We start from the raw sequence: 14,798 nt of genomic DNA, 5'->3' as shown, positions 1-14,798 counted from the left end.
GGGGGGAGAGGGTGAGGTTGGGGGTGGAGAGGTTGGGGGAGGGGGTGGTTTTGCCGAGCCTTATGAGACCGTGATCTGTAGGGTTGAGTCGTTATTTTTGCCGTTCAGTTGAATGCCTGTTGATGAGCCTACAAAAGCAGGAAACCGAGACGCAATCGAGTGCTTCTTGTCGCTTCCGGCTTGATGTAGGCAGTCGAAAATGTCCGCTATCGGCGAGAAGCAGACGTTTCTGACCTGCCATATGGTCGAAGATGAGAGTTTTTGAACAGTCAGTTATCCATCGAATCATTTCAGATGGTTTAAAGAAAGGACGATGATTGGTAGGTGCTGGTCTATGCTTGTCTTCGGAGCGGTCAGAGGTAGGAATTTCAAGGCACCCCTGCAGCTAGAAATGCAGAGAATTAAATTATTGTTAGACCAATAAACAGGTTGAAGATGTAACGCTAGGAGAAGTTGCTATGCTGATAGGAAGCATCGTCGCAACCGCGTCTAGTTACCCAGCTGCTAGCGCACGAAAAATAAAAAAAGAACGAAAAGAAAAGCTATCCATTTACTTAGCAAAAAATCCGAAAGCTGCAGACTTCGATCTATTAAAGCTAGAAAATACAAATCCGCCAATTGAGCTTGATATTTCCGGATTAGAGACGGCAAGATTATATATAAAAAAGGAACCCCCAAAGCACTCGCCACCATGGACTCAACTGTTTACCTCCAGACCTGAGGTTCCTTTTGATGCCTTTGGATGCAGTAATAGCGTTGGGGCCGTTCTTTGCATTACAGTGCATGAGAATAAATTTCTACTAACATTTGGTACCGGCTTTCACCTTTTACACGAAGAGGCAATTGAACGCGACTTTGGATTGCGCGTCACTTTGAACTCTGTTGATCCAGACAAGCTTAGAAGCTTAGACAAATCAAGCTACGACCATAATCCTCTGAATTCACGCACTCAGAGCACTAAGGAAGTTGATATATTCGATTTGCATATGGATTCTGATTTGGAGATGTTGTACGCCGTCACTGGTATTTCAATCGTTGAACTTTTCGGGTCTCACGTTACGGGGAGAGACGCACTAACAGTAATCACTAATACAGATCTAAATGAGCTGGAAAAAATTCTTGCGGAAGCACTCAAGAGGTATAAGCAGAAACTTCCAGAAAGCTTTGAATGGGTAGATAACGTGAACAAGGTTAGAGATCACGATGATATTGATATACTCGATCTTGAATTGGAAAAAATACTTTGCGGTCAAGACTTGTCCTGCTTATGGCTTGGGGAGCCAGAAATTGTAGACTGGGAAGAACAGATCGGCTACTCGTTTGATTTGTACGCGCGCAGTGAGCGACACGCAGTACTTGAACTACCTCAACTTATATCCTATCTGAATAGTAAATCGCTACCAATATCTGTTGAAAGCCTTAAACACACCTCGATCCACGTAAATGACTCGCAGTATCATGCTATAAAAAGCTGGAGCGCTTACAAGTGCTTATATGCCGAACTAAAGTATGGCGCTGATCAATTCATCTTGCGAAGTTCGACTTGGTATAAAGTTAATAGTGAGTTCCTAACAGCTGTCGACGCGAGCTTGTCAAGCCTTGAGACATACAAACACCGCTTCCCAATTTACAGTGAGGATAGAGAGGAGGATTACAATCAGGCTCTAACCAGTGATCCATCATTCGAATTGCTTGATAAGAAAAATATTAAGATAGGGGGGGCTTATGACAAGCTTGAGTTTTGTGATTTAGTTCGAAATGGAAAGGATTTAATACACGTTAAATACTATAGGAGCTCAAGCACGTTAAGCCATTTGTTTTCACAGGGTTGCGTGTCGGCAGAAGCATTCGTCAGGGATGCTGAATTTAGAAAAAAGCTTAATTCAAAACTTCCACAATCAGTGCAGTTGGCAGACCCCATCCCGCGCCCAGATCCCGCGAGCTATAAAATAGTTTACGCTATTGCGACTACAAAAAAATTACCTCTAGATCTGCCTTTTTTTTCAAAAGTTACTTTGAAAAATGCCCTTAAGGTTCTTCGGGGATTAAACTATTCAGTTGAAATGATTGCGATTGATGTTGATCCAGTCCTTAGAGTAAGAAAAAAATACAAACCAAAACAATAACTTTAAGGATCCGAATGTGTGTGGGGGGAGACCGTACACCCTCAATTGTTAACTTCAGGGTTCGAATTGTAATCCGAGACTCCTGGGGCCGGATCATTGAACGCTATCGTTATCTACATGTGACATGTTTTTGGGGCCGATAAGCAGTCTGTCAAGAGTGGCTGCTTCCGATCAGAAGCGGGCTTAGCCAAGCCTTGTCTATGTGGTCGAGTAAATGCTTGATCCTTAGCACTTTACAAGTCATTCTAGTGAAATTTGGGGGGTAATACGATGGCCGGCAAGCGCACAGCAGAGCAATTAGCAGATGTACTCTTTCCTGAGGCTTTGGAACAGGACGATTTCGCAGATGGTGTACTCTCAATTCCACCTGAACAGAGAAAGTTGCATACTGAGACTTACGACTTCACTGTTGAAACCATTGTTGAAAAGCTGAATGATGGGTCAATTTTCATACCGAAATTTCAGCGGCGATATGTGTGGTCTGATGCACAAGCATCTCGATTAATAGAATCCCTGATAATTCAATGCCCAATACCAGTTATTTACTTGAATCAAGAGTCCGACGAAAAGCTCTCGGTGATAGACGGGAATCAGCGTCTGACTACGATGCGAAAATATTTTAGCAACGAGTTTCCCCTAAAAGGGTTAACCGCATACCCCGAGCTTGATGGTAGTCGATTTTTTGAACTGGATCCTCGTTTTCAGCGTCACATCCAGAATCGCACACTAAGATGCATTGTTATTTTAAAAGATACTCACCCACAGGTTAAATTTGACGTTTTTGAACGACTAAATTCGGGTGCCACAAAGCTTACTCCGCAAGAGCTTAGACATGGGCTATATTTTGGCGATTTAATGTCTCTCGCCACTAAGGCGGTTAAAGACTCAAACTTTCTCACTGCTCTTGAAATAAAAAATGACAAGCGTATGAAGGCTGAAGAACTTGTTTTGAGGTTTTGGGCGCTGAGTGAAAATCATGCGAATTACAAAAAGCCGCTGGCGACTTTCATTAATGACTTCTCGGATTCTAATAGGAAGATAACAGAGAAGCGGAAATCTGCACTACTTAAGAGTTTTGTTGATACTTTGAACTTGGTAAGGTCGCATCTTGGAGATCTCACATTCAAACTATTTGATGGGGATCTCAACGTAATTAGCAATTTCAATTCTGCGCTGTATGATGCTTTGATGGTCGGCTTTTACGAGCTCGGATCAACCAATGCTCTTGCCAAATTAACTCAAGAAAAATCTCAATCCATCCTGGGGAAACTAGTCGAAAACGATCCAAAATTTCGTCGCTCAATCGGCGTAGCAACTAGTGACGAAACACAGGTTAAATATCGAGCCCAAGCAATTCAAAACGCTTACAAGAAAAAAGCCTGAAATGCCGTACTCAATCAGCGCTGCAAGAAAGACCACAAGGTCAGACTTTAAGGAAATCAAATCCAGAATAAGGAAGTCGCAAAATAAAAAAATAGAGTCAACAATCAGAGAATACGTGATAGCTGCGTCAATTTTTTTGGCTCATGCAACTCTGGAAAACTATATATCTGATATTTTTTCAGCGTTAGCCAATGGCCTGCAGTCTGTGCCTATCAAAGGGTCAGAAATCCCAGAGAATTTGCAGGCCCATTTATTCCTCCATCGGATTGACAAAACAAAAATTTATGGCACCGCCATCGGTACGAATTCTGAAGTTGAATCGCTCACATCCGTTGCAAAATCGCTAAAGACTCACGCTGGCACGGTCGTCGACAACTCAAAAACGATATTCAGATTCACAGGAAAAGATATTTTTACAAATCACAAGTACCCTTCCGTTGAGAACATCAAAAAAATATTCCACAGGATTGGTGAGCCAAAAATTTTCACTAAGCTTGATATCGTTTTGAAAGGCAACTCTCAGAGCTTGCTAGAATCGTTAGGAAGCTTGAGAAGTCAGCTAGCACACACAGGACAAATTCCAGGTGTTTCGCCATCAGACGTCATAAAGCGAATAGAAGATGTAGAGAAATTTATTTCTGCAATTGATCGGGTGATGTACAAACTGGTAACGACATTCTCCGACCAAAAAACATGGAAAGCAAGTATATGCTGACACTTCTTCCCATAAATATAAGTATTTAGATTATATAATTATGAAGATCGCCATCGGAAAGAAGCAAAGGAGCTGCATCATATTAGAGTCCTGAAGTATATAAAGCGATTCAGAAGCAACGATGGATGAAGACTGTTTTAGGATTGGAGGAGCCCTGAATGAACTTCCATCATTGGCCGTTTTCTGCCCGTTACCATCGTCCGCTGATGGCCGGAACTGGTCAGTTCAGAATGGCCGCTTCTGGCCGAAAGCAGCCATCGGGTGTGAAATGTAGTCCAAAAACGCAAGTCAGCTGGCCCGATGAGTGGATGGATCTATGTAGGGGAGATTTTCCGCAGTAAGGTCTAGGTACACACCGGCGTTTAAAAAGACATCTCCAGATACTCACTCGGGCTACACATCCTTGCGCCATTGCCTACAGCTACGCCAGAATCCGCCGGCTTGTGCGCCTTGGGGGCGGGTTCTATTGTGGTGCGGTCGCTGATGAAACAGCGATCGGGTTTAGCGACTCGACTTATAAATAGGTGCATCAGCGTTCCATGCTTTGTCGCAGATTCAATGTCTGCGACTCCGCTATGGTGGCTGTATGCGGGAGACCCTCGGGTCTGCCGGGTGCCTATAACCGGTTCGCTAACCTGCGTACAGCCGCCACCTTTCTGTTTAGCGACAGTTCTGGGCGGCTCCATTCTTATAGGAGCTTCACCATGATCAAACCTACACCCAACCCACCCGAAACCGCCTCGGTTTCCCCCTACGAATCCATCGATTCCAAAAAACTCCACGAAGCTGCCGACCGCGCGCTCGACCATTACCTCTGTCCGCCCGGTTCCACGCCGCCGCCGCGTAAAACCCGTGGGATGTATGCCGTGACGGCGGATAACAAAACCGAAGAACTGCTGGTGGATGCCAGTGAAACACTCGCTTCGGCCAAAACCCTCGCGCAGAACATTGCCAGTTTGTTGCCGGTGTCGCAGCGTCACGCGCTGGCGGGGATTGCGCAGTTGATTATGCTCGGGGAGTTGGCGGTGAATCGGGCGTTGGATAATTTGCAGTTGCCGGGGTGATGTAGGTGTCGGGGACACTTGGTGATTGACCGGGTGTTCATTCTGGCGCCTTCGCGAGCAAGCTCGCTCCCACAGGGTTTTATGCTGATTGCGGATATCGTGTGGGGCATGCGTTGTTTTGTTGCCTGAGATGTTTGTGTAGGGGCTGCCGGAGGCTCGGGCTGCGATCGGACGATCTTTTGATTTGATGTTTAAAAACAAGATCAAAAGATCGCAGCCTTCGGCAGCTCCTACAGGGGGCGATTCGATAGGGTTTCCAGGCGGGCCAGGGGCGGGGCGTCCTGGTTGCGGTTGAAGACTTGGATGGCGATTTTGAGTAGTCGGCCATTTTCAGCCGCTGCGATTACTTGCTCACACCGCAACAACAACCGTCCCTGATCACAATCAACAGCTTTCACACCAGTCGGCAATCGACCTTCCAGTTGCAGCTCCGCCATGCGCGTTTGCGCCGCGATCATTGCAATCGAGCGATCCCGCAAAATCCCGCTGCTCTGCGTCATCAACCCCGCCACGCGCACGGCCGCCGACATCGCCACGGCGATGATCGCCAGCGCCACCAGCACTTCAATCAGGGTGAATCCGCTTTCTCGGGAGCGAGTAGGCATATAAGGCCCAAAACCAGAACACAGCCCTCGACCCTAACCCGCGTCCTTGACGGCTTGACGACGAAAACTCCCGAGGATTTTCAACATCCCTGACATATCTTCTTGCAACACTGCGCGTCGAATCGAATCAAGCCAAGGGAATGTCGAGATGGATATCGCGCAGTTCAAACAGCCCGGACGACCGAGCCGGATGCCCGGTGGGCAGCAGGGTTTTACCCTGATCGAGATCATGGTGGTGGTGGTGATTCTCGGGATTCTGGCGGCGATGGTGGTGCCCAAGGTGCTGGATCGGCCGGATCAGGCGCGGGCCACGGCGGCCAAGCAGGATATTGGCGGTTTGATGCAGGCGCTGAAGTTGTATCGCCTCGATCACGGCACTTACCCGAGCATGACGCAGGGGCTGAAAGTGCTGGTGGAGCGGCCGGCGGATGCGAAGAACAGCAACTGGCGTTCGTACCTGGAGCGTTTGCCGAATGACCCGTGGGGGCGGCCTTATCAGTACCTCAACCCCGGCGCCAACGGCGAGATCGATATCTTTTCCCTTGGTGCCGACGGTCAGCCTGACGGCGACGGCGTGAATGCCGATATCGGTTCCTGGCAGCTGTAAGGCCGGTGATGAATAGCCAATCGAACCAGCAGGGGATGGCGATCATCAGTGCGCTGCTGATTGCTGCGGTGGTCGCGGTGATTGCGGCGGGGATGTTGACCCGGCAGAGCGTTTCGACCCGTGCGCTGGAGGCGGATCAGCAGCGGGTGCAGGGGCGCTGGGTGTTGCACGGTGGGCTGGAGATCAGCCGGCAATTGCTCTGGGATGCGCGGCAGCGTGATCCGTTGACCCGGCTCGATCAGTCGTGGGCGCAGCGCTTGAATGCGCAGGGTTTCGACGGGCGGCTGGAGGATGAGCAGGGCAAGTTCAACCTGCGCAATCTGGTGGCCAACGAGCGTGTCGATGAAGCGCAGGTGCAGGCGTTTCAGCGGCTGTGCGAGTTGATCGGCATCAGCACCGGGTTGAGTCAGCGCATCAGTCAGCGGGTGATCGGCTCTTATCCGTATCTGTTGAACCCGCAGATTGCCGAAAACACCGCGAGCAAAAACGGCTTTGACAGTGGCCGCGCCACGTCGCCGAATGCGTCGCGCAAGCCGCAGAATCCGAAGTTGCCGATGCTGCGCAGCGTCGATGATCTGCGCAGCGTCGAGGGCGTGAATGAGGCGGTCATCGGCAAACTGGCGCCGTACCTGACGGTGATTCCGGCCACCACTTGGCTCAATGGCAACACCGCCACTGCGCCGGTGTTGGCCGCGTATGTGCCGGGGTTGTCGCTGGAGCGGGCGCAGGCGCTGATCAATGAGCGTGACGCCGGGCGCTGGTTCATCAACCGTGGCGATTTCGTCAACCGCTTGCGCATGCCCAATCTGGAGCTGACCAGCGTCAAGGTCGGCATCACCAGCGACTGGTTTCGTCTGCGCGGCGAGGCGCGGCGTGATCAGCGGCGGGTCAGTCTCGATGCGTTATTGCACCGTAGCGAGGATCGTCTGCCGCAGGTGATCTGGTCGCGGGTGGGCGTATGAGTCAGTTGCGTGTGAGTTTGCCGCCACTGGCGCAGTTGGGTCTCGACAGTGAATTGGACTGCGCGTGGCTAGACCGTCAGGGGCAGGTCATTCGTGAACAGCATCTGACCTTTACTCAACTGGGGCAGTCAGCGAAGCAGCCAGCGCTGAGCATTTTTCTGCACCCGGCGGACAGTCTGCTGGCGAGCATCGACTTGCCACCGTTACCGGCGAACAAGACCGCAGCGGCGGTGCAATGCGCGGCGCAGGCCTTGATGCTCGGCGATAGCAATGACATGCACATCGCTCATAGTCCACGGGACGAAGCGGGGCAGGTGCAGATCGCCTGGGCGCCGCGTCAGCGTTTGCAACATCTGGGGCAATTGCTGAAGCAGGCCGGTCTGAATCTACGTGGCTTGTACCCGGCGGCGTACTGCTTGCCGGTGCTGCCGGGCACGGTGGCCTGTCGGCAGGACGGCCATTTGTTGCTGCGCGAAAGCGTACAGGTGGCGCGGGTGCAGCCGCTGTTCGACGACGAGATTGGCGATTGGCTGCTGACCTGCGGCACGCCGCTGCACTGGATCGGCTCGGCAGCGCCGGCGGAAGCGCAATTGCCGATGGCCGAGGCGCAACGCCGGACCGGGCCGTTGCCGGGTTGGGGCCTGCAGGGTGCGGTGCAACAGCAGCGCAGCGAGCATCGCGGTTGGGGCCGGGCGCTGGGGCTTTGCGCATTGGCGGTGGCGGTGTGGGTCATCGGCTTGAACCTGTATGCCGCCCGTGAAGCCAGTCAGGGTCAGCAGCTCAAGGCGCAGATGGCGCTGCGGGTGAAGCAGGCCTTTCCCGAGTTGCCGGTGATCCTCAATCCGCTGCAGCAGGCGCGTCAGCAATTGGCGGCGCGGCAGAAGGGCGCGGCGGAGGATCCGGCGCAGCCGTTCAATCGGCTGGTGTTGCAGGCCGGCAGTGGCATGCCGTTCATGGCCGGCACGGTCGAGCGCCTGACGTTTGTCGACGGCACCTTGCAGTTGAGTCTGCTGGCCGATGCCCGGCGCAGCGCCAATGACAAGGACAAGGATTGGCAAGCCGCATTAGCCCAGATCGGAATCAGTGCGACGGCTGACGATGAAGGCTGGCTGCTGCGCCCGAGCGACGAAGTCACCACCCCCGACGAAAGCGCTGACGACAGCGGAGCAGAAGATGAATAAGGCATCGCTCGCGGCGTATCGCGCCCGTTGGCAGCGTTTCAGCGCGCAACTTCAGGCGCGCTGGCAAGCGCTGGCCCTGCGCGAAAAACGCATGGTCGGCGGCATGGCGGTGGTGCTGCTGTCGCTGTTGGTGTGGGTCGCATTGATTCAACCACCGCTGAAAAAAATCACTTTCTGGCAAAGCGAAACGCCGAAGTTGCGTGCGCAGACCGAAGCCCTTGAAGTGCTGTTGCGCGAGATCAGCGTACGTCCGCAAGGGCAAAGTCTCGCGCAGTCGCTTGAGCAGACGCTACTGGCTGCCGGTCTGGCCGGGCACTACCAATTGCAGGCCGGGGAGACTGGCGCTTGGCAGCTGACGTTCGACGCGGCGCCGGCCGACGCAGTGCTCGACTGGCTGTTGAGCACCCCGGCACAGCTTTCTCTGCAAGTGGTCGAGGCCCGTCTGCAACGCGCCGACAACGCTTCGACCGAAGTCACTGCCGGCACATTGTCAGGCACCGTTCGCATGGATCAGGCGCTGGGCGCTAAGGAAGCTTCATGAAGGGGTCAGGATCCAAACCGGCGCGCATGGCGTTGCCGATGCTACTGATGGCGTTGAGCGCGTGCAGCAACACCACCACGCCGCCGAACCAGCCGCCGTTGCTGGTGGACAGCGAACTCGGCCGGCCACTGGCCAACACCCAGCGCAGCGGCGATGCGCTGCTCGATCGGCAACGCGCCCAGGCACAAACCGCGCCGCAACCACGGCAGATGCACAACATCACCGAACGCGCGCGCAGTGGCGGCGTCCCGCGCGGTAGCACACTGCCGAGCAATCCGCTGGGCGATCAGCCGGTGACGCTGAATTTTGTCGATGCCGATATTCAAGCGGTGGTGCGCGCGTTGTCGCGTTCCACCGGCCAGCAGTTTCTGGTCGACCCTCGGGTCAAGGGCAGCCTGACGCTGGTGTCGGAAGGTCAGGTGCCGGCACGCCAGGCCTACGACATGCTGCTAGCGGCGTTGCGCATGCAGGGCTTCAGCGTGGTCGATGTCGGTGGCGTCGCGCAGGTGGTGCCGGAGGCCGACGCGAAACTGCTCGGCGGGCCGATCTACAGCCCGGACAAACCCGCCGGCAACGGCATGCTCACCCGCACCTTCCGCCTGCAATACGAGAACGCGGTGAACCTGATTCCGGTGTTGCGCCCGATCGTCTCGCCGAACAATCCGATCAATGCCTACCCCGGCAACAACACCATCGTCGTTACCGATTACGCCGAAAACCTGACCCGCGTCGCCCAGTTGATCCAGACCATCGACACCCCGAGCGCGATCGACACCGACGTGGTGCAGATCCAGAACGGCATCGCCGCCGACATCGCGCCGATGGTCGCGGATCTGCTCGACGCGCCGGGCAACGACCCGACACAGAAAATCGCGGTGATCGGCGACCCGCGTTCCAACACCATCATCATCCGCGCCGGCAGCCCCGAGCGCACCGAGCTGGCGCGCAACCTGATCTACAAACTCGACAATGCGCAGAGCAATCCGAGCAACCTGCACGTGGTTTATTTGCGTAACGCGCAGGCGGCGAAACTGGCGCAGGCCTTGCGCGGTTTGCTCACCGGCGAGAGCGACAGCGGCACCAGCGACAGTGCGCGCTCGGTGCTCAGCGCCATGGGCAGCAACGGCAACAACAATGGCGGATCGAGTGCGCAGAGCGGCACGCAAACCAGTGGTAACACTTCGACCACGTCGAGCACTGGCAGTACCGGCGGCAGTTATGCGCAGGGCAGCAGTTCGACCGGCAGCGGCGGCAGTCAGGCCAGCGAACAGAACGTTGCGTTCAGTGCCGGCGGGGTGACGATTCAGGCTGACGCGACCACCAACACCTTGCTGATTTCTGCGCCGGAGCCGTTGTATCGCAACCTGCGCGAGGTCATCGATCTGCTCGACCAGCGCCGTGCGCAAGTGGTGATCGAGAGCCTGATCGTCGAGGTCGGGGAGGACGATGCCAGCGAGTTCGGTGTGCAGTGGCAGACCGGCAATCTCGGCGGTAAAGGCGTGATCGGTGGGGCGAACCTCGGTGGGTCAGGGATCAATCTCAACGGCAAGACCAGTCTCGATGTGCTGCCGCAGGGTTTGAACCTCGGTTACGTCAATGGCACTGTCGACATCCCCGGCATCGGCAAGATCCTCGACCTCAAAGTACTGGCCCGAGCGCTGAAGAGCAAGGGCGGCACCAACGTGCTGTCGACGCCGAACCTGCTGACGCTGGATAACGAAGCGGCGAGTATTTTTGTCGGCCAGACCATCCCGTTTGTCAGCGGCAGCTACGTCACTGGCGGTGGGGGCACGAGCAACAACCCGTTCCAGACCGTGACCCGTGAAGAGGTGGGGTTGAAGCTGAATGTGCGGCCGCAGATTTCCGAGGGCGGGACGGTCAAGCTCGATATCTATCAGGAGGTCAGCAGCATCGACGAACGCGCTTCGGCCAGCGCGGCGTCGGCGGGCATCGTCACCAACAAACGGGCGATCGACACCAGCATCCTGCTCGACGACGGCCAGATCATGGTCCTCGGCGGCTTGCTGCAGGACGGCTATAGCCAGAGCAATGAGGCGGTGCCATGGCTGGGGACCCTGCCGGGTATCGGCGCGCTGTTTCGCAACGAACGCCGGGCGATCACCAAGACCAACCTGATGGTGTTCCTGCGCCCGTACATCATCCGCGACAGCGAAGCGGGGCGCAGCATCACCCTCAACCGCTACGACTTCATGCGCCGCGCCCAGGGCGGGCTGCAACCGGAACGCAGCTGGGCAATGCCAGACATGCAGGCGCCGCAGTTGCCGACGGCGGCGCAGGGGGTGCCGAGTCCGGTTCCGGCTTCGGGACCTCGCGCGACGATCAAAGCGGTGCCGATCGAAGGGAGTACACGCTTTTGAATCCGACCCTCAATCTGAGAAGTAAACCTGTGGTGAGGGGATTTATCCCCGATGGGCAGCGAAGCGGCCCCAAAACTTATGCACGCGGTCAGTCAGATGGATTCGGATGTCAGGTTTCGGGGCTGCTGCGCAGCCCATCGGGGATAAATCCCCTCACCACAAGAAATACGCTCTCCATAAGAAATCCCCTCACCACAGGAACACCTCCAGGCAGAGAGATTGGGGAGGTTTTGAGATGAGTTCGCTGCCCTACGCCTGGGCCAAGGCCATGAGCTCGGCCCGCAAGCTGAAAAACATTCCTGTGGCGAGGGAGCTTGCTCCCGCTGGGCTGCGCAGCAGACCCAAAACCTGCTACCCCATTCTTCCAGATACACCCTGCGTGCCGGATTTACGGGGGCTTCGCCCCCGAGCGGGAGCAAGCTCCCTCGCCACAGGGGAATTGGGGGGGCTCAAGAGATGAGTGCGTTGCCCTACGCCTGGGCCAAGGCCCAGCGCATTCTGCTGTGCGACGGCGTGCTGACCGTGTGTCCATCGACGCCCGGCTGGTCGATCAGCGAGGTGCGGCGCCAGTTCGGTGAGACGTCGCTCAAGCGCGTGCGCGACGACGAACTCGATGGCCTGCTCGCCACGGCCTACGCCGACACCGGCAGCGCCGCCGCTGTGGTTGGCGCAGCAGAAAATGAAGTCGATCTCGACCGGCTGATGCAGGACATGCCGGAAATTACCGACCTGCTCGACACTCAGGACGGCGCGCCGGTGATCCGCATGATCAACGCCTTGCTCACCCAGGCCGCCCGCGATGAGGCCAGCGACATTCACATCGAACCGTTCGAAACCCATTCGGTGGTGCGCTACCGGGTCGATGGCACGCTGCGTGACGTGGTTTCGCCGCGCAAGGCGCTGCACGGTGCGCTGGTGTCGCGGATCAAGATCATGGCGCAACTCGACATCGCCGAAAAACGCCTGCCGCAGGACGGCCGTATCGCGCTGCGCGTGGCCGGGCGGCCCATCGACATTCGCGTGTCGACCGTGCCCACCGGGCATGGCGAGCGGGTGGTGATGCGTTTGCTCGACAAACAGGCCGGGCGTCTGCACCTGGAAACCCTCGGCATGGACGCGCAGGTGCTGGCCAGACTCGATCACCTGATCCGCCAGCCCCACGGTATCGTGCTGGTCACCGGCCCCACCGGCAGCGGCAAGACCACCAGCCTCTACGCCGCGCTGGCACGCCTCGATGCCAGCACCAGCAACATCCTCACCGTCGAAGACCCGGTGGAATACGACTTGCCGGGGATCAGCCAGATTCAGGTCAACGCCAAGATCGACATGACGTTTGCCTTGGCCTTGCGGGCGATTCTGCGCCAGGACCCGGACATCATCATGATCGGCGAAATCCGCGACCTGGAAACCGCCCAAATCGCCGTGCAGGCGTCGCTCACCGGTCACCTGGTGCTGGCGACGCTGCACACCAACGACGCGGTGTCCGCGGTCAACCGCTTGATCGACATGGGCGTCGAGCCGTTTCTGCTCGCTTCGTCGATGCTCGGCGTTCTGGCGCAACGCTTGGTGCGCCGGCTGTGCAATCAGTGCAAACAAGAGGATCCCGCAGCGCCTGGGACGTGGCGTCCAGTGGGCTGCGCCGCCTGCAACCATACCGGCTACAGCGGCCGTACCGGCATCCACGAATTGTTCTGCATCGACGACGACATCCGCACCCTGATTCACCAGGGGGCAGGGGAGCAGGCCTTGCGTGCGGCGGCGTCCAAGGCCGGGATGTTCAGCCTGCGCGAGGACGGCGAGCGCTGGATTCGCAGCGGCGCCACCGCCCCTGAAGAAATCCTCCGTGTGACCCGAGACGCCTGATGAATCGCTATCGTTTTGAAGCCGCCGACGCTACCGGCAAGATCGAGTCCGGGCACCTGGAGGCGGACAGCCAGGGCGCGGCGTTCGGCGTGTTGCGCAGCCGTGGCTTGACCGCGTTGTCGGTGCACAAGGAAAGCAACGTCGCCCAGCATGGCGGCGGTGGCTTGTTCAGTGCGCGTATGTCGGACAACGATCTGGCCTGGGCCACCCGCCAACTGGCGAGCCTGCTCGGTGCCAGCCTGCCGTTGGAAGCGGCACTCAGCGCAACGGTGGAGCAGGCCGAGAAAAAACACATCGCCCACACCCTCAGCGCGGTGCGCGCCGACGTGCGCAGCGGCATGCGTCTGGCCGAGTCACTGGCCGCGCGACCACGGGATTTTCCGGAGATCTACCGCGCGTTAATTGCTGCGGGGGAGGAGTCCGGTGATCTGGCGCAGGTGATGGAGCGGCTGGCGGATTACATCGAGGAGCGCAATAACCTGCGCGGCAAGATCCTCACCGCTTTCATCTATCCGGGTGTGGTCGGGCTGGTGTCGATCGGCATTGTAATTTTCCTGCTCAGTTACGTGGTGCCGCAGGTGGTCAGTGCGTTTTCCCAGGCGCGGCAGGACTTGCCGGGACTGACGTTGGCGATGCTCACCGCCAGTGATTTCATTCGGGCGTGGGGCTGGTTGTGTGCGGCGATCATGGCAGGGGCGTTCTGGAGCTGGCGCCTGTATCTGCGCAATCCGGCGGCGCGTTTGAGTTGGCATCATCGGGTGCTGAAATTGCCGCTGATCGGACGGTTCGTCTTGGGCCTGAACACTGCACGTTTCGCCTCGACCCTGGCGATTCTCGGCGGTGCCGGGGTGCCGTTGTTGCGGGCGTTGGAGGCGGCGCGGCAGACGTTATCCAATGATCGCTTGAGTCTGAGTGTCAGCGATGCGACAGCCAAGGTTCGCGAAGGGGTGAATCTGGCGGCGGCGTTGCGGGTGGAGAACGTGTTTCCGCCGGTGCTGATTCACCTGATCGCCAGTGGTGAGAAAACCGGTGCACTGCCGCCGATGCTCGAACGGGCGGCGCAAACGCTGTCCCGCGATATCGAACGCCGGGCGATGGGTATGACCGCGTTGCTCGAACCGCTGATGATTGTGGTGATGGGCGGGGTGGTGCTGGTGATTGTGATGGCGGTGTTGTTGCCGATCATTGAGATCAACCAGTTGGTGCAGTAGCTGATTCCGAGGTCGTCTGGTCTGGCCTCTTCGCGAGCAAGCCCGCTCCCACAGGGGACAGAGTTGTTAATGCAATATATGTCACACCACAAGAACCTGTGGGAGCGAGCTTGTTCGCGAAGGCGCCAGTCAGAACAACAAATAATTCAGACTTTTTTCCAA

At 56.5% G+C, this 14,798-nt stretch carries 12 protein-coding genes; 11 read left to right on the top strand and 1 reads right to left on the bottom strand.

What is annotated here, in order from left to right; genetic code table 11:
- The first annotated feature begins 458 nt into the window (after nt 1-458).
- From QMX91_RS21255 to QMX91_RS21240, 4 genes are all read left to right on the top strand, one after another.
- Complete coding sequence (locus QMX91_RS21255; RefSeq protein ID WP_282413312.1) at nt 459-2,126, top strand: TIGR04141 family sporadically distributed protein; 1,668 nt, start codon at nt 459-461, stop codon at nt 2,124-2,126.
- A 270-nt stretch (nt 2,127-2,396) separates the two neighbouring features.
- Nucleotides 2,397-3,509 (top strand): DUF262 domain-containing protein, encoded by a 1,113-nt coding sequence (locus QMX91_RS21250; protein ID WP_282413311.1) that lies wholly within the window; start codon nt 2,397-2,399, stop codon nt 3,507-3,509.
- Between the two features lies 1 nt (nt 3,510).
- Nucleotides 3,511-4,224: a HEPN domain-containing protein gene (locus QMX91_RS21245; RefSeq protein WP_282413310.1), complete on the top strand. Its 714-nt coding sequence runs from the start codon at nt 3,511-3,513 to the stop codon at nt 4,222-4,224.
- A gap of 704 nt (nt 4,225-4,928) precedes the next feature.
- Complete coding sequence (locus QMX91_RS21240; RefSeq protein ID WP_095136351.1) at nt 4,929-5,288, top strand: hypothetical protein; 360 nt, start codon at nt 4,929-4,931, stop codon at nt 5,286-5,288.
- 230 nt (nt 5,289-5,518) lie between these two features.
- Here QMX91_RS21240 and gspI read toward each other — a convergent pair whose 3' ends face one another.
- Nucleotides 5,519-5,893 carry a type II secretion system minor pseudopilin GspI gene (gspI, locus tag QMX91_RS21235; RefSeq protein ID WP_282413309.1) on the bottom strand — a complete coding sequence of 125 codons (375 nt, stop codon included), beginning with the start codon at nt 5,891-5,893 and terminating at the stop codon, nt 5,519-5,521.
- A 148-nt stretch (nt 5,894-6,041) separates the two neighbouring features.
- On the opposite strand from gspI, the gene gspG reads away from it, so the two are divergent.
- The 7 genes from gspG (at nt 6,042) to gspF (ending at nt 14,636) form a co-directional block, all read left to right on the top strand.
- Nucleotides 6,042-6,500, top strand: coding sequence for a type II secretion system major pseudopilin GspG (gene gspG, locus QMX91_RS21230; RefSeq protein WP_135295960.1), 459 nt, complete (start codon nt 6,042-6,044; stop codon nt 6,498-6,500).
- Between the two features lie 8 nt (nt 6,501-6,508).
- Nucleotides 6,509-7,462 (top strand): type II secretion system minor pseudopilin GspK, encoded by a 954-nt coding sequence (gene gspK / locus QMX91_RS21225; protein ID WP_135295959.1) that lies wholly within the window; start codon nt 6,509-6,511, stop codon nt 7,460-7,462.
- On the top strand, nt 7,459-8,643 hold the full coding sequence (gene gspL / locus QMX91_RS21220) for a type II secretion system protein GspL (RefSeq protein ID WP_282413308.1): 1,185 nt from the start codon (nt 7,459-7,461) through the stop codon (nt 8,641-8,643). Before gspK ends, gspL begins: the two co-directional genes overlap by 4 nt.
- Complete coding sequence (gene gspM / locus QMX91_RS21215; RefSeq protein WP_282413307.1) at nt 8,636-9,184, top strand: type II secretion system protein GspM; 549 nt, start codon at nt 8,636-8,638, stop codon at nt 9,182-9,184. Before gspL ends, gspM begins: the two co-directional genes overlap by 8 nt.
- On the top strand, nt 9,181-11,562 hold the full coding sequence (gene gspD, locus QMX91_RS21210; RefSeq protein ID WP_282413306.1) for a type II secretion system secretin GspD: 2,382 nt from the start codon (nt 9,181-9,183) through the stop codon (nt 11,560-11,562). The genes gspM and gspD overlap by 4 nt, the downstream gene beginning before the upstream one ends.
- A 456-nt stretch (nt 11,563-12,018) precedes the next feature.
- Nucleotides 12,019-13,425 (top strand): type II secretion system ATPase GspE, encoded by a 1,407-nt coding sequence (gspE, locus tag QMX91_RS21205; RefSeq protein WP_282413305.1) that lies wholly within the window; start codon nt 12,019-12,021, stop codon nt 13,423-13,425.
- Nucleotides 13,425-14,636: a type II secretion system inner membrane protein GspF gene (gene gspF / locus QMX91_RS21200; protein WP_027613651.1), complete on the top strand. Its 1,212-nt coding sequence runs from the start codon at nt 13,425-13,427 to the stop codon at nt 14,634-14,636. Before gspE ends, gspF begins: the two co-directional genes overlap by 1 nt.
- Nucleotides 14,637-14,798: the final 162 nt, after the last annotated feature.

Origin of the sequence: Pseudomonas sp. PS01299, from assembly GCF_029960145.1 — a bacterium.
Taxonomy (GTDB): Bacteria; Pseudomonadota; Gammaproteobacteria; order Pseudomonadales; family Pseudomonadaceae; genus Aquipseudomonas; species Aquipseudomonas putida_A.
Note: the sequence above shows the minus strand (reverse complement) of the source record. Positions and strands in the feature narration are given on the sequence as shown.

Coding starts and splice junctions, on each gene's coding strand:
- QMX91_RS21255 (WP_282413312.1), top strand. CDS start 459: ATGCTGATAGGAAGCATCGTCGCAACCGCGTCTAGTTACCCAGCTGCT.
- gspM (WP_282413307.1), top strand. CDS start 8,636: ATGAATAAGGCATCGCTCGCGGCGTATCGCGCCCGTTGGCAGCGTTTC.
- gspD (WP_282413306.1), top strand. CDS start 9,181: ATGAAGGGGTCAGGATCCAAACCGGCGCGCATGGCGTTGCCGATGCTA.
- QMX91_RS21240 (WP_095136351.1), top strand. CDS start 4,929: ATGATCAAACCTACACCCAACCCACCCGAAACCGCCTCGGTTTCCCCC.
- gspF (WP_027613651.1), top strand. CDS start 13,425: ATGAATCGCTATCGTTTTGAAGCCGCCGACGCTACCGGCAAGATCGAG.
- gspE (WP_282413305.1), top strand. CDS start 12,019: ATGAGTGCGTTGCCCTACGCCTGGGCCAAGGCCCAGCGCATTCTGCTG.
- gspK (WP_135295959.1), top strand. CDS start 6,509: ATGAATAGCCAATCGAACCAGCAGGGGATGGCGATCATCAGTGCGCTG.
- QMX91_RS21250 (WP_282413311.1), top strand. CDS start 2,397: ATGGCCGGCAAGCGCACAGCAGAGCAATTAGCAGATGTACTCTTTCCT.
- gspL (WP_282413308.1), top strand. CDS start 7,459: ATGAGTCAGTTGCGTGTGAGTTTGCCGCCACTGGCGCAGTTGGGTCTC.
- QMX91_RS21245 (WP_282413310.1), top strand. CDS start 3,511: ATGCCGTACTCAATCAGCGCTGCAAGAAAGACCACAAGGTCAGACTTT.
- gspI (WP_282413309.1), bottom strand. CDS start 5,893: ATGCCTACTCGCTCCCGAGAAAGCGGATTCACCCTGATTGAAGTGCTG.
- gspG (WP_135295960.1), top strand. CDS start 6,042: ATGGATATCGCGCAGTTCAAACAGCCCGGACGACCGAGCCGGATGCCC.